Origin of the sequence: Gordonia sp. X0973, from assembly GCF_013348785.1 — a bacterium.
In the GTDB taxonomy this organism is placed as follows: domain Bacteria; phylum Actinomycetota; class Actinomycetes; order Mycobacteriales; family Mycobacteriaceae; genus Gordonia.
Genome location: NZ_CP054691.1, coordinates 584,094 through 609,776, shown reverse-complemented (window position 1 = coordinate 609,776; position 25,683 = coordinate 584,094). Strand labels below are relative to the sequence as shown.

The following is a 25,683-nucleotide window of genomic DNA, read 5'->3' as shown; positions in this document are numbered from 1 at the left end:
ACGCGTACTACTCCTCTCCGGCGCACTGGTGGCGTCACTTCTCGGCGGCATCGAGGCCATCCCGGCTGCCATCGCCCCGGCCCAAGCAGCCAATTGCGCCACGCTTCCGGCCCGGATCGCCAGCCACAACGCCGACGCGCAGAACTACAACTCGCAGGTCAGTGCCATCAACGCCCGCGGAGGCGGCAACCCTGGTCAAGTCGCGTTCTACAACTCGTGGCGCGCCCGCGGAATCGCCCGGGGCAACGCGCTGGCCGCTGAGCTGTCGCAATGCCAAAGCCAGGGCCAATTGCGTGGCATCAAACCACCGGTCCAACCCGGTGGCCGTAGAAGCGGTCCGCCCCCGGGGCGGATGCGACCTCCGACAAACCCGACCCCGGGCTTTCCTCGCCCCGAGAAGTACGGCCCCGGCCAGAACGTTCGGAGCGATCGCACGACGCCCGGAAACGGTCGGAACGTGAAGTTCAACGACGGCGGCAACGCCGACTTCGGCGGACTGCGGGCGGGCCGCGCGTCGACCATGAACGCAAAGGTGTCGAGAGACATGCTCGACACCGGTAGCCTGTCGCGCTCGCGAGGCCCCGGCGCAGTCACCCCTCGTGGGTTCGGCGGGTCGCGCCAGGTGCGCGGCCATCTGTTGGCCAAAATCCTCGGGGGCAAGGGTGGCGACGCCCGGAATATCGTCCCGCTGACGCGCAGCGCGAACGCAAAGATGCGGACCATCGAGCGGCAGGTCTACAACGCGGTGAAGAACGGCCGCGGTTGCAAGGTCGACTACATTGTGGTTCCCATGTACGGGGGCGGAATCTTCGGCGCGATGGGACCCTCGCCATATCCGGTCTCGATCGCCGTGATCGCCCGTGGCTGCGGCCTCAACATCAGCCGCACGATCCGGAACTGAGGAGCCTTCGATGACCGCATTCGCAAAGCTGCGAGAACTCGTCGTCCCACCGGCAACTGGGACGCGGCCAGACTGGGCGGCTGTCGCCGCGCACCTGCGATTCACGCCTCCCGATGACTTCAAGCAGATTGTGGAGACCTACGGTCCGGGACTCTTTGCCGGCGAAGTCGCCGTGTGGATTCCCGGTGGGTCGGGCGGCGAGGATCTCTACGAAGTCGCCCCGGACGCGATGGCAGAGCTCGCCGACTCGCGCGACTGGGTACGGGACAACAACGTCGCCTGCCTCGGACCGGATGGCGCGAATCATCCGGTCGAGATCGCCGGAGACCCGCTGCCCTACGCGGCGTGGGGAGGCGGATCGAGCGGGTCGTACGGCTACTGGCATCGGATCGGCGATGATCCCAACAAGTGGCCGGTGCTCTACACCGATCTGAGCAGCCTGTGGCTTTACCACGACGGCGGTATCGCCGCGTTCCTCGTGGACCTGCTCAGCGAGAAGTACCAGACTGAACTGGTCGAACTCGGCGGAGAAGCCCCGACCTTCGACCCCCTGCCCTAGCCGTAACGACGGATCGTCTTGATCGGCGGCATCCGGTTCAGGGCGTTGAATCCGATCGGGACGCCGTTGGGTCCGGCGGCGTTGAACACCTGGCCGAAGCCCGCGTAGATGCCGATATGCGAAGCGTTGCGGTAGAAGACGATCACGTCGCCCGGAGCCAACGCCGAGATCGGGATGGCCTTACCCACCCTGGCCTGCTGCTGGCTGACGCGGGGCAGGTTGATGCCGACGGAGCGGAACGCCCACTGGACCAGGCCCGAGCAATCCCAGTTGTTGGGGCCGGTGCCGCCCCACCGATAGGGCTTGCCGACTTGGGTCATCGCCAGGTTAAGCGCCGCCATCCCGGACGGTGTGGAGACGGGCAGGAAGATGTCGACCGAGCCCGACGACCCCGACGAGCCACCGTTGGAGGATCCCCACGACCCAGCGGTCAGGTGTGGTCCGACGATGGCACCGGCGGTCAGTGCGGAGACGAGTACGGGTGCCGCCACCCAGCGCCCGACCGAGGTCGGCAGGCGCAGGCGAGGCTGGCGCGCAAACGGGTGTTTGGGAGTCATTAGTCCAGCGTGCGACAGGTTTGACCGATTGCATCCATCGGTTGTCGAGGTGAAACAGCTTTGTGACTGGTGTGAAATCTGGTGCCCAAGGGGTCTGCGACGCCGACACGGTTTGGGCGAGAATGCCAATTTGCGTATTTCACGACGTTCGACGGAGGGCCGCCGCGCTGCGACGATGGCGGTGTGCCGCCGCCACCCGCCCCGCTCGACCTGATCACCGCGTGGCGGGTCGACGTGGCCGGCACCGTCGTGGTCGTCGCCGTCGGAGCCTCATATCTCTGGGCGTGGCGACGTTCTGCGCTGGGGCGCGGTCCCCTGACCGCATTCCTGCTCGGGTGCGCGCTGTGGCTGTGGGCCGGCAGCGGGTTTCCCGGCGTCTACGGAAACCTGCTGTTCTGGGCGCGAGCGCTGCAAGTCGTGGTGCTCTTGATGCTCGTGCCGTTCCTGCTCGCTGCGGGCCGGCCGATCACCGTCGCCGCATCTTTGCGCCTCGTCCGCAATCGGTTGCCACGCGTTGGCCGGTCGCCCGTCGTCGGGTTCCTGCTCGCGCCGTGGACGACGTCGGCCGCGATGCTCGCCACGCCGTGGCTGCTCTATCTGACCGGGTGGTATCCGGCGGTGCTGCACCACAGCGGCGTCGACGCGGCGACCCGGTTGGTGCTCGTCGTGGTGGGCGTCTGCTACTTCATCGCGAGGTTGCAGATCGACCCGGTACCGCACCGACGCCACGCCAGCCTCGCCCTGCTCATCAGCGTTGGCGAGGCGTTGGGCGACGGGGTGCTGGGCGTGGTCCTCTGGCAGGGACCGTTGGTCGCCGCGTCGTATTACGAGGCGCTGCATCGAGGCTGGGGTCCCGATCCCCGCACCGATCAGACCTACGGCGCCGGGGTGCTCTGGATCCTCGGCGACGTCCTCGGCCTGCCGTTCTTGATCTACCTGTTCAACCGACTCCGCGACGACGATAGGCGCACCGCGGTACGGGAGGACGCGGCTGCCCCTAGAGCGGCTGCCGAAGACGACGCCGATCCCGGGCAACCCTGGTGGCTCGACGACCCCCGGTTGGCCCAACGCTTCCGGCGCGACGATTAGTGCGGACGTCTGTTACCAGCCCGCGGTCACAAACGTCCGCGCTGACGGCGCCGCGGTAGCTGCACTTCGCCCACATCCGGCGGCAGCCGAGGATCGTCGCGGTGCTCGAAGTTTTCCGCATACGCCGCTTCTTGCGCCCGGCCCAGGAACGCCTCGTTCCACTCCATCCCCGGAATCGAGTCCCGGCGCTGCTTGCGGCGGATCAACACCATGATTCCGGCGAGCGCCGCTGCCGGCACGAGGACCAGCCCGAAAGCGATCACAATGCTGAGGAACATCGGCACAGCCTAATCGACCGGAGGGTTCAGGACTGTCGAGGGCAGCCCGATCCAGTAGCCAGCCTCACCCATGCATTGCCACGACTCGTAGTGCTTGATCGGCGGCACGTGACACCGGGTGCCGTCGTCCGTGGTAAAAATCAGGCCTTCCTTGAAGGAATACTCTGCCTCGACGATCGTCTTGCCGATGAGCCTGCAGAGCAGATCAACATCAGGTCGGCCCTTAGTTGGGTCGATGATGTACTCGCGACCTTCTTCCCGCACATGCATGGGCGCTTCGACACAGAGATCGTGACCACCGTCGGTGTAGATGTAGGTCGCGAAGTCGGGCCTGACTTTCGTGATCGTGCCTGCCAGCGGCAGTGGCTTCATCGCGCGTCACTCCTCCGACGACAGCGCCCGCGCGGCAGCCTCGGCGACCGCAGGAGTGAAGGCGTCTGGTGAGCCGGTGAACTCGATCAGGACGCCTTCTTCGAAGGGGCGACACCCGAACAACGCCGGGTCGAGTCGTGCGCCCTGGTCGCCGCCGACACGCTCCGAGAGGTAGGTCACCTGGCCCATGGGGATGGAGAAGAGGTCGCCGTCGTACCTCACACTGACGAGGGTCGGATGCTCACCGTCCTCGCAGGGCGATACCGAAAACAGGTCGGGTTCGTAGGACGCTACGACCGCCTGCACGAGGGCCGCGGGGTTGTTCTCGAGCCCGACGGCCCGATACGCCGACTCCTCGACGTTGATGAACACGCTCGAACTCCAGCCGAGCGTCCCGCCTATCTCGACGGTTCCTTGGGGCGCCCAGTCGCTCCCTTCGCAGGCGAGACGGAACGTCGGGTCCCACGGCCGATCTTCGGCCAACTCGAACCCACCGTTCAGCCACCCGAAGAGCTGCTCGATCTCGTTGCCCGTCCGCCCCAGCCGGACCGGGTCATTCCAAGGCTCGACAGCAATCCAACCGACATCGCCCCAGAACCCGCTGACCTCGGACAAACCATTGACCAGGCTGGCCAGCCTCGAGTACTCGGCATCCAAGGTCGAGATACTCGTCCGCAGCATCCGAACAACGCGAGCTCCAGCTCGATCAACAGGCAGAGGGCGCTGATTTCGATGGAAGAACCCCAGTTCGCGGTCGCGCCGAGTACGGCACAACACCTGCGGCACGTCCGGCTCACTGCCCGCCAGATACCCGCTCAACCAGCCCTGGATGTACTCGGAATCAGCCACAATCTCGTGCGGCCGGACAGATAGGCTCCGATATTCTCGGTCTGTAAGACTGTAGAGTCCGACCAGGCCCTTGAAAGTATGTGGGTTTCCGTCGACGACGAAGAGTTCGCTGCCCTCGCCGCGGAGTCTGACCACCAGACGCGGATCAGCCCACTCCGGAAGCTCCGGAACCACGTTGCCGCCCTTTCCCATACTCCATCTCACAAAGTCCAGACCATTGACGGACCAGTGCGGAAGTTTGTGACCGGTATATGGTCACAAACTACCGCGGAGGGCGCCACCGCGCGTCTGGGGGCGTCGAGATCATCCTCAGGTGCTGGCGCGTGTCTCACCGCTTCCAGCCATCACGCTCCATTTGCCACAAGACCTCTTCTCGAAGCTCGTGCACCACATCATCCGGAACCTTCCAACTGTTGCGCTTGCTCCACTCGAAGAGCGCCTCGTCCATCCGGCAGCGGAACTCCGCTTTGAACACCTCAGCCGAGCCCTTCGCAGCCAAAGATCTCGCCGATGCAGCCTCCGGGAACCGGGCACGTAACTCCTCCAACGTCGTGCCCTTCGGCGACTTCAGGGCCGCAACCACAATCGGCGAAAGACCCTCAAACTGGCTTGACATCACTACTCCCACTAGGCCAATTAGTCGTCCTCGGGAGGATTCAGAAGGTCTGAAGGATGTCCGATATAGCAGTGGTCGGGACCCGCCACGTGCCACGACTCAAAACTTTTTGTCGGCGGCACGTGATACAGCGTTCCGTCGTCAGTGGAAAATCTCAAACCGTCTTTATAGCTGTACTCTGCGTTCACGATCATCCTACCGATCAGCCGATTTAGAAGCTCTACATCGGGATGACCTTCGACTGGATCGATGACATATTCGCGATCCTTTTCTTGCACATACATGGGCGCCTCGATGACTAGGTCGTACCCGCCGTCTACCCAGATGCAAGTAGCGAAGTCGGGTCTCACTTTGGTTATCGTGCCGATCAGCGGTAGCGGCTTCATCGCTTCCAACCGTCGCGTTTCATCTCCCAGAGCACGTCGCCGCGCAACCGATCGGCGACGCCATCCGGAATCGACCACTTTCCGTTCACCCTACTCCACTCGTAGCGCGCATCACTCAGACGTGCACGGAACTCCGCCACGAACGGGCGTCAACCGGTCCTCGGGTTTAGCGAATTTCGCGCGCAGTTCCTCCAGGGTCGTACCTTGGGGCGACTTTGACGCCGCAACCACAATCGGCGAAAAACCCTCAAAATGGATTGACATCACGACTCCATCGAAGCCAACTAGCTAGTCGTCCTCTGGTGGATCCAGCAGGTTTGAAGGTAGTCCGATATAGAAGTCCTCTCCCATGACCTGCCACGACTCGAAGTCTTCCACCGGCGGCACGCGATACAGTGTGCCGTCATCAGTAGCGAACTTCAAACCATCCTTGTAGCTGTACTCCGCATTCACGATGGTTCTGCCAACTAGCCCTTCAAGAAGCGCAACATCGGGATGTCCTTCGACTGGATCGATCACATATTCACGATCCTTTTCCTGCACATACATGGGCGCCTCGATACCTAGGTCATACGGGCCATCGACCCAGATGTACGTAGCGAAGTCGGGTCTCACTTTGGTTATCGTGCCGACCAGCGGTAGCGGCTTCATCGCTTCCAACCGTCGCGTTCCATCTCCCAGAGCACGTCGCCGCGTAACCGATCGGCGACGCCATCCGGAATCGACCACTTTCCGTTCACCCTACTCCACTCGTAGTGCGCATCACTCAGACGTGCACGGAACTCCGCCACGAACGGGCGTCAACCGGTCCTCGGGTTTAGCGAATTTTGCGCGCAGTTCCTCCAGGGTCGTACCTTGGGGCGACTTTGACGCCGCAACCACAATCGGCGAAAGACCCTCAAACTGGCTTGACATCTTCGCTCCGTCGAGGCTAGTCATCCTCCTTCGGAGGATCTAAAACGGTTGATGGTAGACCGACATAGTAGTAGCCGTCGCCCATAACTTGCCACGACTCGTAGTCGATCGGCGGTACATGATAGCGTGCGCCGTCGCTCGTAACAAACTTCAAACCATCCTTGAAGCTGTACTCCATCTTCACGATAGTTCTGCCGATTAGACCATTCAAGAGTTCCACATCTGGATGGCCTTCGACAGGGTCGATGATGTACTCACGATCACCCTCTTGCACATACATGGGTGCCTCAATGCATATATCACCACCCCCATCCGTGAATATGTAGGTCGCGAAATCAGGCGTCACTTTGGTGATCGTGCCAGTTAGGGGAAGAGGCTTCATTGTGGCCATCCTTTCGGTATACCCACCAGACCACCTTCGGGCCTATTTGGAATAGGCGCACGAAGCTACCTTCTTCGCTTGGTCAAAGTATGCTATGTGCGTCACGATATTCGCTCACACGACACGCTTCCACCCATCGCATTCCATCTCCCAGAGAACCTCCTCGCGAAGCTTCTTTATCACATCATCTGGAACACTCAAGGTATTCCGGCGGCGCCACTCGAACAACGCCTCATCCATACGAGAACGAAGCTCTGCATCAAATGACGGATTGGACGCCGAGGAACGGGACGTCGCCACATCCGGAAACCGCGCACGCAGCTCTTCCAGCGTCGTGCTCTTCGGTGACTTCAACGCCGCAATGACAATCGGCGAAAGACCTTCGAACTCGCTAGACATCGCTACTCCGAACCTGTTGCCGGCCATCCGGGACTTGGACCGAGGGAGACCGAGAAACTCCTGGAGGTACTCCCTGGAACTCGAGTACAATTCGGTTCATCTATCAACCTCGGCAATCGGTAAACAACCTTCCAATCTCCATAGACATCCCCAATCGGCCTAACAAGACGACCTGCTTGACGCGGAGGCGGGGGTTTGCCCTCTTTGCGATAGATGAACGTAAGAAGCGCCCCCATGGACCCACCCAAGATGTACTGAGGCATACCACAACGGCGGTGTCGCCCGGACTCAGACTCAGTGGCTGGTCCTCATCGTCCCGAAGAGGGAGCCGCGGAGACTCCACCCACATGTATACCACTTGAGGCGCATGATCTCTCACAAGCGGCGAGAGATCCTGCCAAGGCATCACCTCCCCTGTCGCTCGCGCGAACCCTGGGAAGAATCCTTCCCGCCCCAGATGAAAATCTGATACAAAATATGACTCGGCCACTGCTCTAACGAAAGTCCCACTTGGCGTATCAAGATCGATTGACGGAGTCGATATCCAACGCACCGGATAGTTGAGAGGAGACAGACGCTCATCGGACTGCCTCGAGCTCAACGGATGAGCCCCACAACCCGAAACACCACTGAAACGGCCAGAATCGTCATCCAGTGAGTCGCTCGGCGTTCTCGCGCTGGGGTGCTCAATGGATCGACCACCGCGTTCCACATATACCGGCCGAATAGCCTCATCAAAGCCCCCGAAGAAGCCGGGCCATGATCGGCGACTAACCTCCGGACCTCTGGCATCGCTACTCCGAACCTCTCGCTGGCCAGCCTGGATTTGGCGGCAGCAGTGGAAACCGACGGCCGAGACCACTAGGCACAGGTGTGCAGACATCCTTCGGAAGCCTCGACTGATCGATCTGCTTAGTCACCGTCCAGCCACCGAAGACATTCCTTGACGGAGAATTGCGGGTTCCAGACTGGCCCGATGGGGGGGGCGTCCCGGACCGCCGATAGGTGAACCAAACAAGCGAACCAACCCCAGGCGAAGGCGGTGCACTGCTGGGCCAACGGTTCTTGTTCCAGTACCAGAGACAAACCGCGCCGCGACCAAATCCACGCGGATCCCGTTTGATATCAGATGCGGACGGGCCCGCGAGATAATCGTCGGAAAACTTGACCGCCCACAGATACACTACTTGAGGCGCCAAGCTGGGATCAATCGGCGAAAACCAGTCTTCCCAATAGATACTTCTTGCTGCCTTGCGGTAACCCGGCGCGAATCCGGCTTTTCCTAAGAACCAGTTCGACAAGTAGTGCGACTCCGCCACCGCACGTACAAACGTACCGTCCGGTGACATCAGATCCAAATTTGCGGTTGGCAGCCATCGAATCGGATAGTCAGTCACCGCTGGAGCGCGAGGGGTAGAGGCTGCCGGAGAGCGAGTATCGGGCGCACATCCGGCAATCACCACCAGTATCACCGCGGCGGCGAGAACTCCACTCCATCTACCCTCCCGGATTGTTGCCACCTGGAACACCCTCATTCTCGTGAGGATCCGACGGTTGCCCACCAGCATCGGCCACTCCGTTGTCAAAGTTGATCTTCCAGCCTTCTAGGTCCTGATGGTGATCACCCACGAAGGACCTCCAGTCATCTAGGTTTCCCTGCAAGAAGACCTTCTTGAAATCTAGCTTGCCATTAGTCAACCATTCGGCCCGAAGACCAGTCTCGTTTGGATGGGAGTCGTAATAGGACTTGAGATACGAAAATTGAACCACTTCGCGATTCGAAAGCGCCCCGATGTCCACCCCTCGAAATGCCTGCGTACGAGCACTATCCACCTGATCCCATGGCTTAGGTTCGGCACCAAAAATATCCTCGGGCGAGACCGCGTTCGATGTAAGGGAGTCAGCGCCCGGAATCAATCCAATAGCGGATGTAACCCGATTCAAGAAGTCTACTCGCGCCTTGTATGTCGCATCGAGATCACCGTGCGCATGCGCTTGCAACGTCTCGATCTGCGCGTCTTTGCCCGCGCGCATCCCCTGATCGAGCAAGCCAGAAGCGTGTCCTAGGGACGTGTTGGAAGGATACCGCCCAGCCTGTTCTGCCATATGAATCTGCCAGTCGTGGGCCGCCTTGTTGATGTGATATGCCGCTTGCGGATCTGAATCGAGAACGTGGAATAGATTCCCTAGCTCATCGCCCGTCATCCTCGTCGACCCATGAAGATCGATACCTGTAGGTCCACCATGAGCTCCGCTGAATCCACCCAAATACCCACCCATGGCCTCCGCAATAGTACGGGTTAGATGCGGACTTCTAATACCGAGGTCTGAATTACTCAGAACTGATTCGGCCGACCCCAGATAGTGCCCAAACGCATTCGCCGCGCCTTGATTTTGTGACACTATGAACGGGTTCCCGGGGTGTACACCTGGTTCAAGCTTCGCAAAGAAGTCGTCCGCGCCACTATGACCGTCCCCCCAATGATACGCGAGGAGGCCCTGAATGTGTGATTCCGGATTGTAGATACCATCACCACATGTAATACCCATGTTTTGGCCAGTCATGAAGTCATGTTGCGCAGCAGCATCTGCCGACACAATCGATAGTCCGGCACCCATAGTTCTCTCCAATTCACCGTGAGATATCCATGAATCCCCGATGAATATCGGACTCCCTGGCGCTGCGGTGGCTCCTGATATCTCGGCCAACTGCTTGGTCAAACCACGATCAGCATCCGTACCCATACGGTAACTCTCATCCCCACTTCCAAGGAGCCCTGTCAGCGCCGTCAACTCCCTGAAGCGCTCTATCTTGGTTCCCGGAGTGGGAAATGGATCAAAGGGAAATCGTTGCTTCGGCATCGATTCAGTTAGCTTGTCGACGAGCAAAGACCGGACATTGGATGGTAGATTTGACATCCCCCCGCGGTCACCGGACGCCGTTCCAACATTCGGGGAACTCGACAGTTGGATACTATTTCCCAAGCCGCGTTGGACAGCGTCGCGTTGGTTTCCAACGCCGAGTCGACGAATATCGGTAACCGACATCCCGTCGAGCCCTCGCATTAGCCCTTGCAGGAAGCTGAACTGACCCTGCGGAATGTCTACCTGCTCACCGTGCTGCAGCTTCCAAATCTGATCGTCGGTGAGATTCGTAGCCGCGTTGTACTGCGCGAGTTGTTCCGGCGTGAGCGGCTTTCCAGACTTGAGTGCGTCCGCGATCGTCTTGCCCTCCCCGAGGCTCAGCCCAGCCTTGACCGGAGCCAGTGAACCTAGAGCCTCCGCGGCAGAGTTCAGGGCCGCAGCGCACCGATGGTCCGCCGCATCGAATTCGGCGGCCTTACGCTTCAGACTGATGGACGCGTTCGCGGCTTCGTTCGCGCGCTGCGCCTGCAGGGCGTCGATCCGCCGCAGTTCAGGATCGTTCCCCTCGGCCTGTTCACGCGCGAGTTCATAGTTGAGACGGTCCGCGACGCTCCAATCGTCACCTACGTCGTAGCCGTCATCCTCCAAACCCTTGGCGTCGCGTTTCAGCGTATCGGCGATAGACGACATGGCCGCCTTACCATCGGCGATGCTCGTTGCCATCCGATCAAGGGCCTTGGCCACATTCTTCCGGTCCGACGCCTCGTCGATCGCCCGGTCATCAGCAGCCCGTTTCGCGTTGCCCGACCAATTGAGGCCGGTAATCGCCCGCAGGATCTGATCGGCATCACTGCGTACGGACTCATCGAACCCGTTTGCTGCGCGACTCGCCGACTCCATCCCATCGAAGGTGAGCTTCTCCACGATGGGCCTCGTTGGACGCACTCGTTACCCCTTGACGTGCGGCGCGTCGTTTAGGCTGCCTAGCGCGGCGATTCGTCTAGCCGCGTACTCGTCGGTCCCCTGGTAGCGGTCGGCCGACACCCTGAGCACGTGCACGATCTCGTCTCGCCTGGAGTCCAGCACCGACAGCGCCGACGCTACTGCAGCACCTGCGGCCCGCAACGCGTGGGACGTGTCCGTGGGCGAGACCGCGATCCCCGCCAAGGTGAAGGCGTTCGCCGGATTCGACGGCGGCTTCCAGCCGCCGTCGATCTTCGTCGCCGCCTCGCGCAGGTCCTTCGGTTCAACTCGCACGTCGCCCTCCCATACATCGCAGACACACAAGGTGATGGGCAGAGCTTACAGCCCAGGTAGCCGAGCCGACGGAAGCGCTGCCAGGTCACACCCCTGCGTTGGCGTCCTGCTTCTTCTTGAGTTCCAGGGCAATGTCGATGAGCTGATCTTCCTGACCGCCGACGAGTTTGCGGTTGCCCGCCTCGATGAGGATGTCGGCGGCGGAGACGCCGTACTTCTCGGCATGTCCCTCGGCGTGCTTGAGGAAGGAGCTGTAGCAGCCGGCGTAGCCCATCATCATCGCCGGACGGTCGACCAGGCACTCGGTGGGCATGGCCGGGCGGACGACGTCCTGAGCAGCGTCGGCGATCTTGAGGAAGTCGACGCCGGTCTTGATGCCAAGCTTGTCGCAGACGCCGACGAAGGCCTCGGTCGGCGTGTTGCCGGCCCCGGCGCCGAAGCGTCGGACCGAGCCGTCGATCTGCTGCGCACCGGCGCGCACGGCGAGAACCGAGTTGGCGACGGCGACGTCGAGGTTCTCATGGCCGTGGAAGCCGACCATCGCGTCGTCGCCCAGTTCGGCGACCAGCGCCGACACCCGGTCGCCGACCTGCTCCAGGACCATCGCGCCCGCGGAGTCGACGACATAGACGCACTGGCAACCGGCGTCGGCCATGATCCGAGCCTGCTTGGCGAGGACCTCCGGCGGCTGGCTGTGGCTCATCATGAGGAAGCCGACGGTCTCCAGCCCGAGTTCGCGCGCCAGCCCGAAATGCTGGATGGAGACGTCGGCCTCGGTGCAGTGAGTCGCGATGCGGCAGATCTGTCCGCCGTTGTCGCGGGCCTCGATGATGTCGTCCTTGATCCCCAGGCCCGGCAGCATGAGGAAGGCGATCTTCGCCTGTTTCGCCGTCTCCGCCGCGGCCTTGATCAGCTGCTGCTCCGGCGTCTTGGAGAAGCCGTAGTTGAACGACGACCCGCCGAGCCCGTCGCCGTGGGTCACCTCGATGACCGGCACACCGGCACCGTCGAGGGCGGCGACGATGCTGCGCACCTCCTCTTCGGTGAACTGGTGGCGCTTGTGGTGGCTGCCGTCGCGCAGCGACGAATCGGTGATGCGGATGTCGAGGGTGTCGGAGTAGGGCCGCGCATTGGCCATCAAGTCAGTCATCGGAATCCTCACTTCCCGGCCGCGGCAGGAGCGGCCAGCTTGGACTTGGCGATCTCCTCGCCCACCTTGGTGGCCGCGGCGGTCATGATGTCGAGGTTGCCGGCATACGGCGGCAGGAAGTCGCCCGCGCCTTCCACCTCGACGAAGATGGAAACCCGCGCGTGACCGCCGTTGATGACGCTCGGGGCGTCGAACTGCGGGTCCTGCAGCAGACGGTAGCCGGGCACGTACTCCTGGATGTCCTTCTCCCGACGGTGGATCGCCTCGGCGATCGCGTCCGTATCGGCGTCGGCCGGGATCGCGCAGAAGATGGTGTCGCGCATGATCATCGGCGGATCGGCCGGATTCAGGATGATGATCGCCTTGCCCCGGTCGGCACCGCCGATGGTCTCGATCCCCCGCGACGTGGTCTTGGTGAATTCGTCGATGTTGGCGCGCGTACCCGGGCCGGCTGATTCCGACGAGACCGAGGCGACGATCTCCGCGTACGGCACCGGCACCACCGAGGACACCGCGTGCACCATCGGGATGGTGGCCTGACCACCGCAGGTGATCATGTTCGTGTTCGGGGCGTCCAGGTGCTCGCGCAGATTCGCCGGCGGCACGACGGCCGGCCCGACGGCGGCCGGGGTGAGGTCGATCGCGGTGATCCCGGCGGCCTCGTATTTCGGCGCGTACTCGCGGTGCACGTAGGCGCTGGTCGCCTCGAAGATGAGGTCCGGGCGCTCGGCGGAAGCCAGCAGCTCGTCGGCGCCGCCACTCATGGTGATCAGGCCGTGGTCGGCGGCGCGGCGCATCCCCTCGGAATCCGCGTCGATCCCGACCATCCAGCGGGGCTCGATCACCTCGGATCGTTCCAGCTTGTACATCAGGTCGGTGCCGATGTTGCCCGAGCCGATGATCGCCGCAGTCAGTTTCGCGCTCACCTGCGCCTCCTTCTCGTCGTGTGAAAGTCGTTGTTGCACAAAGTCGTTGGGTGAAATCCGCTAGGTGAAGTCCAGTGTCACGCTGCCGAGTCCGGCGAACTCGGCGACGAAGTGGTCGCCGCTGGCGATGTCGATGGCGCGCGTCGCGGTGCCGGGCAGGATGACGTCACCCTTGCGCAGTCGCACCCCGAAGGAGGAGACCTTGTTGGCCAGCCACGACACCGCGTTGAGCGGGTGACCGAGCACCGCAGACGAGTTGCCCTTCGCGATGACCTCGCCGTTGCGCGTCAGCGTCGCGTCGATGTCGCCGGTGTCGATGTCGGCGATCTTCACGCGCTGCTCCCCGAGGATCCAGCCGCACGACGACGCGTTGTCGGCGATGGTGTCCGGGAGCGTAATCTTCCAGTCCTTGATCCGCGAGTCGATGAGTTCGATCGACGGGACGACCCACTCGATCGCTTCGATCACGTCCTCGTTGGTGCAGCCCTGACCGGGGAGGTCGGCGCCGAGGATGAATCCGACCTCCACCTCGACGCGCGGGATGCACAACGCGGAGAAGTCGATCGACGTGCCCTCTCGGTACTCCATGACGTCCAGCAGGTGCCCGTAGTCGGGTTCGTCGACGCCCATCATCTTCTGCATCGCTTCGGACGCGAGGCCGACCTTGTGCCCGGCGACCGAGGCACCCGCGTCGAGGCGACGACGGATGTTGATGAGCTGGATTTCGTAGGCGTCGATGACGTCGAGGTCGGGGTGCGCGGCGGTCGGCGGATCGATCGCGACGGCAGTCTCCTCGGCGCGGGCCAACTCTGCGGCGATCTGTGCCCGCAGGTCCTCGCTGACTGCCATCGACTCTCCCTGACTCGAGAAGCGAACTCGTTACTGTTTTCCCACCGACGCCACGGCTGGCATGGGCCTCTAGCTGCTATGGCGGGGTGTCGCACCAATACTATAACGTGTTCTAATTATTGGATAGTTCGAGTGTGGACCAGCCGCCCCGGCCTGATCGGGGTCGACGAGAGGATCAGCCATGACCGACGAGCCCGAATACGACTCCGTCGCCGGGAACGCGAGCGAGCAGGACGTTTTCGATGTTGTCGTCGTCGGCGCCGGAGCGGCGGGGATGAGCGCCGCCCTGACCGCCGCCACCCAGGGCCTGAAAACCGTCCTGATCGAGAAGTCGCCGTATTGGGGCGGCTCGACGTCGCGCTCGGGCGGCGGGGTGTGGATCCCCAACAACTCGGTGCTCAAGCGCGACGGGGTCGACGACACCGTCGAGAAGGCCCGCGAATACGTCCACGCGATCATCGGCGAGCACGCCCCGGAGGCGAAGATCGACGCCTACATCGATCGCGGGCCGGAAGCCCTCGACTACCTGATGGCGCACTCCCCGCTCGAACTCGAGTGGGTCAAGGACTACTCCGACTACTACCCGGAGGCCCCCGGCGGACGCCTGGGCGGGCGCTCCTGCGAGCCCAAGCCGTTCGACGCGCGCCGTCTCGGCAAGGACCTGGACACCCTGCACCCGCAGTACACCAAGGCACCGCTGAACATGGTGGTGCTGCAGAGCGACTACCGCTGGATGAACATCGGCATGCGCCACCCCAAGGGCATCGCCCGCATGGCCAAGGTCGCCGGGCGCTTCAGCTGGTCCAAGTCGCGCAACAAGAAGCTCATCGCCATGGGCGCCGCGCTGGCCGCCGAACTGCTCCTCGGCCTGCGCGAGGCCGGCGTGCCGATCCTGTTCAACACCGCCCTCACCGACCTGGTCACCGACAAGAAGGGCGCCGTGGTCGGCGTCAAGACCGAGTCCGACGGCAAAACGGGCGAGATCCGCGCTCGCTACGGCGTGATCCTCGGTTCCGGAGGCTTCGAGCGGAACGAGGAGATGCGCAAGCGCTACCAGCGCGCCCCGGTGGGTACCGAGTGGACGACCGGCTCGGAGTTCAACACCGGTGACGGCATCCGCGCCGGCATCGAGGCCGGTGCGGATGTCGCCCTGATGGACGACGCCTGGTGGGGCCCGACGATCCCGCTGCCCAAGGGCCCGTGGTTCGCCCTGTCGGAGCGCTCGGTGCCGGGCACCTTCATCGTCAACGAGCGCGGTGAACGCTTCATGAACGAGTCGCTGCCCTACGTCGAGGCCGCGCACCAGATGTTCGGCGGCGAATTCGGCCAGGGCGACGGCCCGGGCGAGAACGTCCCGGCGTGGATGATCATGGACACCCGCTGCCGCAACCGCTACCTGTTCGCCGGCATCCCGGCCCGCCAGCCGCTGCCGAAGAGCTGGCAGAAGTCCGGCGCGGTGGTGAAGGCCGCGACCCTGGAGGAACTCGCCGAGAAGACGGGCCTGCCCGTCGACAAGCTCAAGGAGACCACCGAGCGGTTCAACGGTTTCGCCAAGACCGGCGTCGACGAGGACTTCCACCGCGGCAAGAGCGGCTACGACCACTACTACGGCGACATCACCAACAAGCCGAACCCGAGCCTCGGCCCGGTCGACAAGCCGCCGTTCTACGCGGTCAAGATGGTCCCCGGCGACCTCGGCACCAAGGGCGGCATCGTCACCGACGAGAACGGCCGCGCCCTGCGCGCGGACGGCAGCGTGATCCCCGGCCTCTACGCAGCGGGCAACACCAGTGCCCCGGTGATGGGCCACACCTACGCCGGCCCCGGCGCGACCATCGGCCCCGCCATGGTGTTCGGGTACCTCGCCGCACTCGACGCGAAGGCGCACGCCGACGCCGAGAGTTCCGCAGCCGCCGCCAGCAGCAAGTAGGAGTACGAGCGATGCCTATCGATCAGTCCGTGGCGCTCGGCGCCGAGCTGCCCGAGGTCACCTTCTCCTGGACCGCCTCCGACGTCGCGCTCTACCACCTCGCGGTGGGTGCGGCGGCCGACCCGATGGACACCGAGGGCCTCAAGTACGTCGACGACGCCAGTCCCAAGGTCCTCCCGACCTTCGCGACCGTCGCGGCCTCCTTCCATGCGACCGAGCCGCCGAAGGTCGTCTTCCCCGGCGTCGACATCGACCTGGCGAAGGTCGTCCACGGCAGTCAACAGGTCACCGCGCACCGGCCGCTCCCCCCGTCGGGAACGGCCACGACCCGCACCCGGATCGCCGAGTTGCAGGACAAGGGATCGGCGGCCGTGATCGTCCAGGAGTCCGTCACGACCGACGAGAGCGGTGAGACCCTGTGGACCGCGCGCTCGTCGATCTTCGCGAAAGGCGAGGGCGGGTTCGGCGGTGAGCGCGGCTCCTCGTCGAAAGTGCCTTTCCCCGACCGGGTGGCCGACCACCGGATCACGGTCCCGACGCGCCCCAACCAGGCCCTGCTCTACCGGCTGTGCGGCGACCGCAACCCGCTGCATTCGGATCCCGCCTTCGCCAAGGGAGCCGGATTCGACCGCCCGATCCTGCACGGGTTGTGCAGCTACGGCAGTGTCGCGCGGGCCGTCGTCGACGAGGTGCTCGACGGCGACGTCACCAAATTGGCCGACTACTCGGCCTCCTTCGCCGGCATCGTGTTCCCCGGGGAGACCCTGCAGCTCGACGTGTGGGATGAGCGCGAGCGACTGTTGCTCACCGCATCGGTCGTCGAACGCGAAGCGCCCGCATTGGGAAACGTCGTATGCCTCGTTAACCGGTGATTCGGACACCCACGTTAAGCTCGACTGTCCGCAAACCGCCGTCGAGACCGTTTTCGGTCATTCGCACGCGCACCACATCTGGGAGAGACCATGAGCAACTCGCTGCAGTCCGCCGCCACCACCAACCGTGACGCCACCGTCGCCTCACTCGTCGACGTCATCGACGCCGAGGTCCGCGACCAGTCCGGCATCTCGGGCACCGCGGTGAAGGCGGCCTATGCCGCCGCCCAGAAGGTGAAGCCGGGCGTGGTGACGAATGCGACGAACGCGATGCTCGACGATTTCCTTGGCGCCTTGGCCCCGCTGTGGGATTCGAAGCCCGCCGACACCGGTTTCGGCGCCCACCTGGCGGCCAACGGCGACGCCGCGGCCGAGGCACTGCTCGCCGTCACGGATGGACAGGCCGGCGAGGCGAAGCCCGCCCTGGCGAAGGCTTACAACTCCCTGCGCGGCAAGGCAAAGGGATACGTCGTCGCCGCTCTGCCCCGCGTCGGCGACGCGATCGAGCAGAACGTCTGAGACGGGCGGTCAGACCGCGGAGATGGCGATGACGACGAGCCCCACGATGACGGCGACCAACGCCGTCAGCATGGAGAGCACGCGCCACATCCGTACTCGAACCGCATCGGAGTCAGATACCTGCGAGGTAGCCATGATCTCCCACTTTCGTTTGTCCCGGTGTCATACGGTCGGAGCGCTCACCAGGAACTTGTTGCTCCAGTGACTAATGTGACATAAATAGACGCCGTGTTCTCGATCGTGGTGCCCGTGTCGCGAATTGCCCGAATCGTTACCGAGGACATCAACGTCGGCGGCCGGAGCCGACTCAGCCCAGGCCGCGCACGATGCGCTCGATCAGACCCGATTCCGCGTCGGCGTCGACGGCCGGCCAGAGCAGCATCGCGAAGACCGAGCGAGCCGCGTAGCCGGCCGCAGCGGTGTCGTCGGGCGCCAGACCGAGGAGCCCGCCGGCAATGGTCAAGACCGTGGGCGATTCGATGACCGTCGTCATGCTGCGCGCCGCATGATCGGCGGTCACGAACTGTCGGGCGACCTTGTCCGCGCGGATCTGCGCGAGCGCCTCCCGGATGGCGGCGGCCGCGCGCCGATTCCCCGAGATGCCGGCCACCTCGGTCTCGACGGCTTGCACGATCGCACCGGACCGCTGCACCAGGACCGCCTCGACGATGGCCTGCTTGCCGCCGACGTGGCGATACACCGTGGCGCGGGAGCAATGCGCCCGGCGGGCGAGTTCGTCGATGTCCAGCGCATCCACGCCATGCTTGGCGATGAGGTCTGACGCGGCCTCGTACAGGCGCGCCCGGGCGCGCGCCTCTCGGTCGTCGCCGACCAACCAGTCCTTCGGCATAACGCCTATTGTGCGACGCCAAGAGTCCCTGTGCAGCAAGAGGTCTGATTCTTAGTATGAGATGACGGATCTGCCCAACGGGCACAATATGCCCCGTAGGCCACTATGTGTGAGATATTTCGTGGTGCCCGCGCCGGGGTACAAGTTTCGACTTCGACCCTCGCCTTGCGGGGCCGGGAACATTCCTCGACGCTGATCACATGAAACACGAGACCGTCACCGCCGACCTCGACGACGACGCCGAGTCCGGCATCGGGATCGAGGCCGCGCAGAACGAGCCGATGGGATGGTCGGCGATCTGGCTCGTCACCATGGTGTGTGCCGCCGTCAGCATGGTCGTCGCGGCCATGGCGGCGCTGAACACCGCACTGCAGGCGATCGCCGAAGACCCCAAGATCGCGGCCAGCGCGGCGGAGCAGACCTGGATCATCGACGGCTACACGTTGATGCTCGCCGCGCTGCTGCTGCCCGCCGGGGCGATCGGCGACCGGCTGGGCCGACGCGGGGTGATGATCGGCGGGCTCGTCGTGTTCGGCATCGCGTCGCTGCTCGGGGTGTTCGCCGGCAGTGCCACCGAACTCATCGCGACCCGGGCCCTCGCCGGCGCGGCGGCCGCGTTCATCATGCCGACCACGCTCTCGCTGATCACGTCGAACGTGCCCGTGTCGCGGCGCCCGCTGGCCATCAGCATCTGGGCCGGCGTCGCGGGCGTCGGAGCGATCGCCGGATTCTTCGTCACCGGGCTGCTGCTCAAATTCTTCGGCCAGGACAACTGGCGGGCCATCATGATCACCTTCGCGGTGTCGGCGGCGCTGACCGCCCTGCTATGTCTCACCGTCGGGACGTCGAAGGACTCCGATCCAGACCCCTTCGACTGGGCCGGATCGGTGGCCTCGGTGCTCGCCGTGTTCCTCTTCGTCTTCGGATTGCTGGAGGTGCCGCAGCGGGGCTGGACCAATCCCCTGGTCCTGGGGTCGCTGATCGGCGGGGTGGTCCTCGCGGTGGTGTTCTGCGTCATCGAATTCCGTATCCGGTTCCCGTTGCTGGACGTACAGCTCTTCACCAACCGCGCGTTCAGCGCCGGCTCACTCGCGGTGATGCTGCAGTTCTTCGCGTCGTTCGCGGTGTTCTTCCTGGTACTCCAGCAACTGCAGCTGATCTTCGGTTACACCCCGCTCGCGTCGGCGGTCGCCCTGTTCCCGCTGATCATCGGTGTCGGTGTGTTCTCGTTGATCGGCAACTGGGTGGCCGTGCGCTACCACTCGCTTCGGTTCGTCCTCGCCATCGGCGTCTTCCTCTGCGGCCTGGGCATCCTGCTCATGGGCGTCATCCACTACACGCAGTATTGGCAGCTGGCGGTGTTCCTCTCCATCGCCGCGGTCGGCATCGGTTTGGCGACCGCCCCGTCGACGACGGCGATCATGCAGAACACCCCGCTCGACGACCAGGGCGTCGGATCGGCGGTCAACGACACGGCGCGCGAACTGGGCGCGGCCGTCGGCATCGCACTCGCCGGCTCGATCCTCGCCGCCGGCTACGCGAATCGGATCGGCCCCACCGCGGAGGCCGCGCAACGCGCGCTCAGCAATCCGGCGACTGGCGGCGACCCGGCGACCGGTGCCGCGGCGGCCGAAGGTATCCGCAATTCACTGGCAGGTGCGACTCATGTGGCGGGCAAGCTGCCGGCACAGGCTCATCCGCTTGCCCAGCAGATCCTCGACGGCGCGCACGCCGCCTTCACCAACCCGATGCACACGTCGTTCATCATCCTGGGCGCCATTCTCATCGTCGGATCGGCAGTCCTCGCGTGGATCTCCCCGCGTCGGATGGTCCCGTTGGCGAAGGCCGACTAGACCCAAACCCCGCACAAATGGACATTCCCCGCACCGAAGAGGTGTGGGGAATGTCCGGAAGTGCGGGGTTTATCGACGGGGAGCGTCAGCGTTCGTTCGCGAGGATCACCGAAAGGAAGTACGGCAGGTCGTCACCCTCGCCGTTGTCGACGCGCTTGAACGCCTTGCCGATCGGGTTGGCGAAGTTGCCGTTCGGCCCCTCGACGACAGGCATGGCACCGTAGACATCGGTCAGCACCCACCTGTAGCCGTGGTTACGCACGAACACCTCGCCGATATAACACCCGGCGACGAAGACGGTCTCGGCCATCACGTCTGAGCCTTCGGGACGCCAATGGTCGAGCTTGCCGTCGACCCATTCGAGCGAAGCATCCGAGTAGTCGAGATTCACGCCGTCGATATTGCTCACCGCGTCGACAAAGGTCTGCGCGTGTGCGCTGCCATTCTCCGGCGTCGGGGGATGCTGAAGGCGCAGCCCACGTCCAGCCCAAGGCGGCCCGCACCCGTCTGCCGGGTCCCCAAGATCAGACATGATGGTTGGCCTCAGCGGTGGCGCGGAACCAGGGTGTTGCGGCCGATGAGCTTGCCGTCCATGTAGGCCGGGCCGGCGTAGCGGCCGTGGCCCTGACGGTTGAGGACGAAGCGGGTCCCGTGCATCTCGATGTACCCGCCTTGCGCGGTCGGGTAGATGTGCATCGGAATCGGCTTGCCGAACGGAATCGTCGGGTAGGACAGCAGCGTGTTGCCGCGGACGACGGCCCGAGAGGACGACGGGACGGATCCGACCTGGGTCTGCGTGAAGGTCGTGTACGTGTAGTCGCCGGCGGCGACCTGTGCGGCCGCCTCCGGCGCACCGGCCGTGGTGCCCACCAGCACGGATGCGGCTGCGGTCAGGCCGGCGAGGCCCAGGACAATCGTGTTCTTCGCTTTGCTCACGACCTCAGACCGTAGCAGTCTGGTCGGCCGCCGCCTTCGCCCACTTGTAGTCGGCCTTGCCCGCCGGGGTGCGCTTCACCTCGTCGACGAAGACGACGGTGCGCGGCACCTTGTAGCCGGCCAGCTCCGTGCGGCAGTGCTCCTGCACGTCCTCGAGCGAGGGCTCGTCGAAGCCGTCTGCGACCTTCGCCACGGCGGCCACCCGCTGGCCGTACTTCGCGTCGGGAACGGGCACCACCAGGGCGTCGGCGATCGCCGGATGCGCGTGCAGCACCGCTTCGACCTCCTCCGCGTAGACCTTCTCGCCACCGGTGTTGATGCACTGGCTGCCGCGGCCCAGGAAGACGATCGACCCGTCCTCCTCGACGTAGCCCATGTCGCCGAGCACCGAGATCCGCGTGCCGTCGGCCAACGTCGGGAAGGTGCGGGCGGTCTTCTCCTCGTCCTTGTAGTAACCGAGGGGGATGTTCCCGATGCGAGCGATGTAGCCGACCTCGCCGGGCGTGGTGATCTTCTCGAACCGCTCGTCGACGATCATCATCTTCTCGGTCGGCGGCACCTTGAGGTTGCCGTTCTCGTCGAGGGAGATCTCACCGTCGTTGCCCGATTCCGACGCGCCGAAGTTGTCGCGCAGCAGCAACCCCTCCTTCACGGCCACGAGCCGGTCGCGGACGTGCTGGCTCCAGATCGCACCGCCCGAGGCGATGGAGAACAACGACGACATGTCGACCTCGTCCTTGAGCTTCTCCATCTGCTCGACGAGCGGCAGACCCATCGCGTCGCCGACGATCAGGATGATCTGCGTCTGGTCGCGCTCGATGTTGCGCACGATCTGCTCGGCGTTGAAGTCGCGTTCCAGGATGAGCCGCCCGCCCAGCGAGAGGAAGGTGAACAGCGAGTACGACGCGGCGCCGTGCATCAGCGGCGCGGCGAGCAGGAAGGCGATCGACGGGAAGTCCTTGACCGCGCTCGCGATCTCGTCGTAGTCCTTGCGCGGGTCACCGTACGGATTGCCGCCGGAGATGGGCTTGCGGAAGAAGTCGTCGTGCTGCCACATGACGCCCTTCGGGTACCCGGTGGTGCCGCCGGTGTAGAGCAGGTACAGCTCTTCGCCGGTGCGCGGCTCGAAATCGCGCTCGGTCGGGTACTGGTCGACCTCGCCGAAGGACGCCAGCGCGACCTCACGCCCGTCGAGTGCGGCCACCGCGTCGCGCAGCTCGTCGGTGATCTCGCCGACGACGAAGATCGCGCGCACGAGCGGCAGTCGGCCCAGCAGTCGGGCGACGGCCGACTGGTGCTCCGGCAGTTCCACGACGATGGCCGCGGAATCGGAGTTCTCGAAGATGTACTCCAGCTCGGCGTCGGTGTAGCGGTAGTTGACGTTCACCGGGACGGCGCGCAACTTGATCGTCGCGAGCAGGGCCTGCACATGCTCCGGGCAGTTCTTGAGGAACAGCGCGACCTTGTCGTCGGCGCCGATCCCCTTCGACGCGAAGAAGTGCGCGACCTGGTTGGCCTGCCGGTCCATCTCGGCGTAGGTCGTCTGGTTGCCCTCGTAGGACAGGACGATGCGTTCGGGGACCGAGTCGGCGACCGTTTCGAAGACGTCGGCGAGGTTGAATTTCATTGCGGTGACTCCCTTGTCGAAGCTGGTGGCTGGTGATGTCGGTGGTGTGGGCTAGCCGGCGGTGAGGACGAGGCCGCTGGTCGGGACCCCGGTGCCGGCGGTGACGACGACGCGATGGGCCTCGGGTACCTGGTTGACCGATGTCCCCCGGAGTTGGCGGACGCCTTCGGCGATGCCGTTCATCCCGTGGATGTAGGCCTCGCCCAACTGCCCGCCGTGGGTGTTGAGTGGCAGCCGCCCGCCGACTTCCAGGGCGCCCGGTTCGGCGACGAACTCCTTGGCCTGCCCGCGCGCACAGAAGCCGAGCTCCTCGAGCTGCATCAGGGTGTACGGCGTGAAGTGGTCGTAGAGGATCGCGGCGTCCATGTCGTCGGGACGGAGGCCGGACTGGCCCCAGAGCTGGCGCCCGACGAGCCCCATCTCGGGCAATCCGGCGAGCTCGTCACGGTAGTAGCTGGTCATGATGTACTGGTCGGTCCCACTGCCCGACGCTGCTCCGGCGATGACGGCCGGCGGGTGCGGGAGATCCTTGGCGCGCTCGGCGGACACGATGACCAGTGCGACGCCGCCGTCGGATTCCTGACAGCAGTCGAGCAGGTGCAGCGGCTCGGCGATGTAGCGCGAGTTCTGGTGCACCTCCAGCGTGATCGGCTTGCCGTAGAAGAAGGCGTTGGGATTGTTCGCCGCGTGTTTGCGGTCGACGACGGCGACCCGCCCGAAATCCTCGCTCGTCGCACCCGTCTCGTGCATATAGCGCTGGGCGACCATCGCGACGAATGCGGCCGGGGTCGAGAGACCGTGCGGGTAGGAGAAGGCGTTGTCGGTGCCCGACGAGGTGGCCTGCGTCGCGACGTCGGTGCTGACCTGGCCGAATCGGTTGCCCGAGCGCTCGTTGAAGGCGCGATAGGCAACGACGACGTCGCACACCCCGGTCGCGACGGCCATCGCGGCCTGCTGCACGGTCGAGCAGGCGGCGCCGCCGCCGTAGTGGATGCGCGAGAAATAGGTCAGTTCGCCGATCCCGGTGGCCCGCGCGACCGCGACCTCCATGTTGGTGTCCATCGTGAAGGTGACCAGGCCGTCGACGTCGGCGGGGGTCAACCCCGCGTCGGCGATGGCGGCGTTGACCGCCTCCGCGGCCAGGCGCAGCTCGCTGCGACCGGAGTCCTTCGAGAAGTCGGTGGCGCCGATGCCGACGATCGCGGCCGAACCGGACAGGCTCATCGTCGCGCTCCTTCTCCGGGTGCCAGGGTGACCTCGACGGTCGAGATGACGTGCTTGCCGAGGCTGTTGGTGCCGGTCACCGCAACCGTCGCCTCTCGTCCGTTTTGTCCGATTACCTCACCGGTGAGATTCAGCGTGTCATACGCATACCAGGGGACGCCGAGCTTCAGCGCGATCGATTTGACCCGCGCGCCCGGACCGGCCCAATCGGTCACGAAGCGCTCCACCAGCCCGGTGTCGGTGAGGATGTTGACGAAGATGTCCTTCGACCCGCGCTGCTGGGCCAGGTCGCGGTCGTGGTGGACGTCCTGAAAGTCGCGGGTGGCCAACGCGGTCGCGACGACGAACGTCGGGGTCGCCTCGATGGTCAGGGGTGGCAATTCGGCGAACGAGGTCTCGATACGGTTCCTCGCCTTGCGGCTCGGATCCACTCGACCACCGTCAGATGAGTTCGATCGATCGCTACGGTGGTCGAGTGCCGGCGAGGCGCTAGCCGAGTCGGTGTATCGAGACCCACCGTCAGACGAGTGCACCGCGACCGGCACGAACGCGTAGTTCGACCAGCCGTCCGGGCTACGGTCGTCGGCCGGAAAATCGAGGAACTCGACGACGACGGGCATGCCGATCTCCACGTCGTCGGGGTCGACGTCGCGCAGTTCGCCGAGCATCCGCACCCCCTCGTCGAGCTCGACGAGTGCGACGACGAACGGCAGCGTCCGCCCCGGCACCCGAGGCGCGTGGTGGACGACGTAGCTGTACACCGTGCCCGTGCCGGAGGCGACGACGTAGTCGGTGGTGCCGTAGACGCCGTCCGCACCACGCGTCGTCCACGTCGCCGGGATCGGGGGGTGCTGCAGTTCCGAGGTGGGCAGCTTCTGGATGCGCAGCTCGTGCGCGGCGACCCCGTCCCAGAAGAAGGCCGTGTCCGGCGACGCCTGAGGGCGGATCAGCCTGGCCGGGTCGAGGGTGCCGGGAGCCGGAGCAACCGCCTTCGCGGTCCCCGGTCGGAACTTGAGGATGCGGAAGTCCATCTCGGCGACGACCTCGTCGCCTACGCGCCAGGTGTTGTGGGTGGTGAAGAACCATCCCTCGCCCAGTGCGGTCTGCTTCGGCCCGACCACGTCGACCAGTTCGGCGGACAGCGACACCTCCTCGCCCGGGCGCAGGTACCGGTGGTACACCGAGTCACAGTTGGTCGCCACGACCGACGTGTACCCGGCCTCGTCGAAGAGTTCGGTCGCGCGGCCCAGCGGATCGTCGTCGGTGCGGGTGCCGTGCAGCCCGCGCATCGTCCACACCTGTGCCATCGCCGGCGGCGCGACGATCCCGTCGTGCCCGGCCGCACGGGCGGCCTCCTCGTCGACGTAGATCGGGTTGGTATCCCCCATCGCCTCGACCCAGTTGTGGATCATGGGCCGGTTCACCGGGTCGCGACCGGCCTTGGGGGCGCTGGCTCCCGCCGCCTGCAGCTGCTGTGCCGCGGCGCGGATGTCGTCGGCGTTCATCGTCTCCTCGAGCGTCG

General features: G+C 64.6%; 26 protein-coding genes and 2 pseudogenes. 7 read left to right on the top strand and 21 right to left on the bottom strand.

Annotated features, from left to right (window positions below):
• Positions 1–28 precede the first annotated feature (28 nt).
• Both HUN08_RS02980 and HUN08_RS02975 read left to right on the top strand, forming a co-directional pair.
• Positions 29–901, top strand: a complete 873-nt coding sequence (locus HUN08_RS02980) for a DNA/RNA non-specific endonuclease (RefSeq protein WP_129624280.1) — start codon at positions 29–31, stop codon at positions 899–901.
• A gap of 10 nt (positions 902–911) precedes the next feature.
• Positions 912–1,460, top strand: coding sequence for a hypothetical protein (locus HUN08_RS02975; protein WP_124248315.1), 549 nt, complete (start codon positions 912–914; stop codon positions 1,458–1,460).
• On the opposite strand, the gene HUN08_RS02970 is transcribed toward HUN08_RS02975, so the two are convergent.
• Positions 1,457–2,017 carry a C40 family peptidase gene (locus HUN08_RS02970; RefSeq protein ID WP_124248314.1) on the bottom strand — a complete coding sequence of 187 codons (561 nt, stop codon included), beginning with the start codon at positions 2,015–2,017 and terminating at the stop codon, positions 1,457–1,459. The genes HUN08_RS02975 and HUN08_RS02970 overlap by 4 nt on opposite strands.
• Before the next feature lie 183 nt (positions 2,018–2,200).
• On the opposite strand from HUN08_RS02970, the gene HUN08_RS02965 reads away from it, so the two are divergent.
• On the top strand, positions 2,201–3,106 hold the full coding sequence (locus HUN08_RS02965) for a cytochrome c oxidase assembly protein (RefSeq protein ID WP_129624282.1): 906 nt from the start codon (positions 2,201–2,203) through the stop codon (positions 3,104–3,106).
• Between the two features lie 26 nt (positions 3,107–3,132).
• Here HUN08_RS02965 and HUN08_RS02960 read toward each other — a convergent pair whose 3' ends face one another.
• From HUN08_RS02960 to HUN08_RS02900, 13 genes are all read right to left on the bottom strand, one after another.
• Positions 3,133–3,384, bottom strand: coding sequence for a hypothetical protein (locus HUN08_RS02960; protein WP_124248312.1), 252 nt, complete (start codon positions 3,382–3,384; stop codon positions 3,133–3,135).
• A gap of 9 nt (positions 3,385–3,393) precedes the next feature.
• Complete coding sequence (locus HUN08_RS02955; RefSeq protein ID WP_124248311.1) at positions 3,394–3,756, bottom strand: DUF6188 family protein; 363 nt, start codon at positions 3,754–3,756, stop codon at positions 3,394–3,396.
• A 6-nt stretch (positions 3,757–3,762) separates the two neighbouring features.
• Positions 3,763–4,797 carry a hypothetical protein gene (locus tag HUN08_RS02950; RefSeq protein ID WP_124248310.1) on the bottom strand — a complete coding sequence of 345 codons (1,035 nt, stop codon included), beginning with the start codon at positions 4,795–4,797 and terminating at the stop codon, positions 3,763–3,765.
• A gap of 136 nt (positions 4,798–4,933) precedes the next feature.
• Complete coding sequence (locus tag HUN08_RS02945) at positions 4,934–5,221, bottom strand: hypothetical protein (protein ID WP_124248309.1); 288 nt, start codon at positions 5,219–5,221, stop codon at positions 4,934–4,936.
• 20 nt (positions 5,222–5,241) lie between these two features.
• Positions 5,242–5,685, bottom strand: a complete 444-nt coding sequence (locus HUN08_RS02940; protein WP_165353341.1) for a DUF6188 family protein — start codon at positions 5,683–5,685, stop codon at positions 5,242–5,244.
• Between the two features lie 210 nt (positions 5,686–5,895).
• The gene (locus tag HUN08_RS02935; RefSeq protein WP_124248307.1) at positions 5,896–6,258 is read right to left on the bottom strand and encodes a DUF6188 family protein; all 363 of its coding nucleotides are present in this window, start codon (positions 6,256–6,258) and stop codon (positions 5,896–5,898) included.
• Positions 6,259–6,538: 280 nt separating this feature from the next.
• Entirely contained in the window at positions 6,539–6,904 is a 366-nt protein-coding gene (locus HUN08_RS02930; RefSeq protein ID WP_124248306.1) for a DUF6188 family protein, read from the bottom strand.
• A gap of 114 nt (positions 6,905–7,018) precedes the next feature.
• Positions 7,019–7,303, bottom strand: coding sequence for a hypothetical protein (locus tag HUN08_RS02925; RefSeq protein ID WP_124248305.1), 285 nt, complete (start codon positions 7,301–7,303; stop codon positions 7,019–7,021).
• Positions 7,304–8,800: 1,497 nt separating this feature from the next.
• Positions 8,801–11,092, bottom strand: a complete 2,292-nt coding sequence (locus HUN08_RS02920; protein ID WP_124248304.1) for a WXG100 family type VII secretion target — start codon at positions 11,090–11,092, stop codon at positions 8,801–8,803.
• Positions 11,093–11,116: 24 nt separating this feature from the next.
• Entirely contained in the window at positions 11,117–11,425 is a 309-nt protein-coding gene (locus HUN08_RS02915; protein ID WP_165353343.1) for a type VII secretion target, read from the bottom strand.
• Positions 11,426–11,510: 85 nt separating this feature from the next.
• Positions 11,511–12,575, bottom strand: a complete 1,065-nt coding sequence (gene dmpG, locus HUN08_RS02910; RefSeq protein ID WP_124248302.1) for a 4-hydroxy-2-oxovalerate aldolase — start codon at positions 12,573–12,575, stop codon at positions 11,511–11,513.
• A gap of 8 nt (positions 12,576–12,583) precedes the next feature.
• A complete protein-coding gene (locus HUN08_RS02905) occupies positions 12,584–13,501 on the bottom strand; it encodes an acetaldehyde dehydrogenase (acetylating) (RefSeq protein ID WP_124248301.1) in 918 nt (305 codons plus the stop codon).
• A gap of 60 nt (positions 13,502–13,561) precedes the next feature.
• A complete protein-coding gene (locus tag HUN08_RS02900) occupies positions 13,562–14,350 on the bottom strand; it encodes a 2-keto-4-pentenoate hydratase (RefSeq protein ID WP_124248300.1) in 789 nt (262 codons plus the stop codon).
• 181 nt (positions 14,351–14,531) lie between these two features.
• On the opposite strand from HUN08_RS02900, the gene kstD reads away from it, so the two are divergent.
• The 3 genes from kstD (at position 14,532) to HUN08_RS02885 (ending at position 17,671) form a co-directional block, all read left to right on the top strand.
• Positions 14,532–16,280, top strand: a complete 1,749-nt coding sequence (kstD, locus tag HUN08_RS02895) for a 3-oxosteroid 1-dehydrogenase (RefSeq protein WP_124248299.1) — start codon at positions 14,532–14,534, stop codon at positions 16,278–16,280.
• Positions 16,281–16,291: 11 nt separating this feature from the next.
• Entirely contained in the window at positions 16,292–17,152 is an 861-nt protein-coding gene (locus HUN08_RS02890) for a MaoC/PaaZ C-terminal domain-containing protein (RefSeq protein WP_124248298.1), read from the top strand.
• Between the two features lie 90 nt (positions 17,153–17,242).
• Positions 17,243–17,671 (top strand): hypothetical protein, encoded by a 429-nt coding sequence (locus tag HUN08_RS02885; protein ID WP_124248297.1) that lies wholly within the window; start codon positions 17,243–17,245, stop codon positions 17,669–17,671.
• A 9-nt stretch (positions 17,672–17,680) separates the two neighbouring features.
• Here HUN08_RS02885 and HUN08_RS18315 read toward each other — a convergent pair whose 3' ends face one another.
• Both HUN08_RS18315 and HUN08_RS18310 read right to left on the bottom strand, forming a co-directional pair.
• Positions 17,681–17,806 carry a hypothetical protein gene (locus HUN08_RS18315; RefSeq protein WP_301546855.1) on the bottom strand — a complete coding sequence of 42 codons (126 nt, stop codon included), beginning with the start codon at positions 17,804–17,806 and terminating at the stop codon, positions 17,681–17,683.
• 580 nt (positions 17,807–18,386) lie between these two features.
• Positions 18,387–18,521 (bottom strand): annotated as a pseudogene (locus HUN08_RS18310) (TetR/AcrR family transcriptional regulator); the annotation flags it as partial.
• Between the two features lie 281 nt (positions 18,522–18,802).
• Between HUN08_RS18310 and HUN08_RS02875 the strand changes: the two are divergent.
• Entirely contained in the window at positions 18,803–20,374 is a 1,572-nt protein-coding gene (locus tag HUN08_RS02875; protein ID WP_301546960.1) for an MFS transporter, read from the top strand.
• An 85-nt stretch (positions 20,375–20,459) separates the two neighbouring features.
• On the opposite strand, the gene HUN08_RS02870 is transcribed toward HUN08_RS02875, so the two are convergent.
• The 5 genes and pseudogenes from HUN08_RS02870 to HUN08_RS18300 all read right to left on the bottom strand — a co-directional run.
• Positions 20,460–20,783, bottom strand: coding sequence for a hypothetical protein (locus tag HUN08_RS02870; RefSeq protein WP_301546854.1), 324 nt, complete (start codon positions 20,781–20,783; stop codon positions 20,460–20,462).
• A gap of 134 nt (positions 20,784–20,917) precedes the next feature.
• On the bottom strand, positions 20,918–21,310 hold the full coding sequence (locus HUN08_RS02865; RefSeq protein ID WP_124248293.1) for a hypothetical protein: 393 nt from the start codon (positions 21,308–21,310) through the stop codon (positions 20,918–20,920).
• A 4-nt stretch (positions 21,311–21,314) separates the two neighbouring features.
• Complete coding sequence (locus HUN08_RS02860) at positions 21,315–22,937, bottom strand: AMP-binding protein (protein ID WP_124248292.1); 1,623 nt, start codon at positions 22,935–22,937, stop codon at positions 21,315–21,317.
• A 51-nt stretch (positions 22,938–22,988) separates the two neighbouring features.
• Positions 22,989–24,161, bottom strand: coding sequence for a lipid-transfer protein (locus HUN08_RS02855; RefSeq protein ID WP_124248291.1), 1,173 nt, complete (start codon positions 24,159–24,161; stop codon positions 22,989–22,991).
• Between the two features lie 581 nt (positions 24,162–24,742).
• Positions 24,743–25,666, bottom strand: a pseudogene (locus HUN08_RS18300) (bifunctional MaoC family dehydratase N-terminal/OB-fold nucleic acid binding domain-containing protein); the annotation flags it as partial.
• Positions 25,667–25,683: the final 17 nt, after the last annotated feature.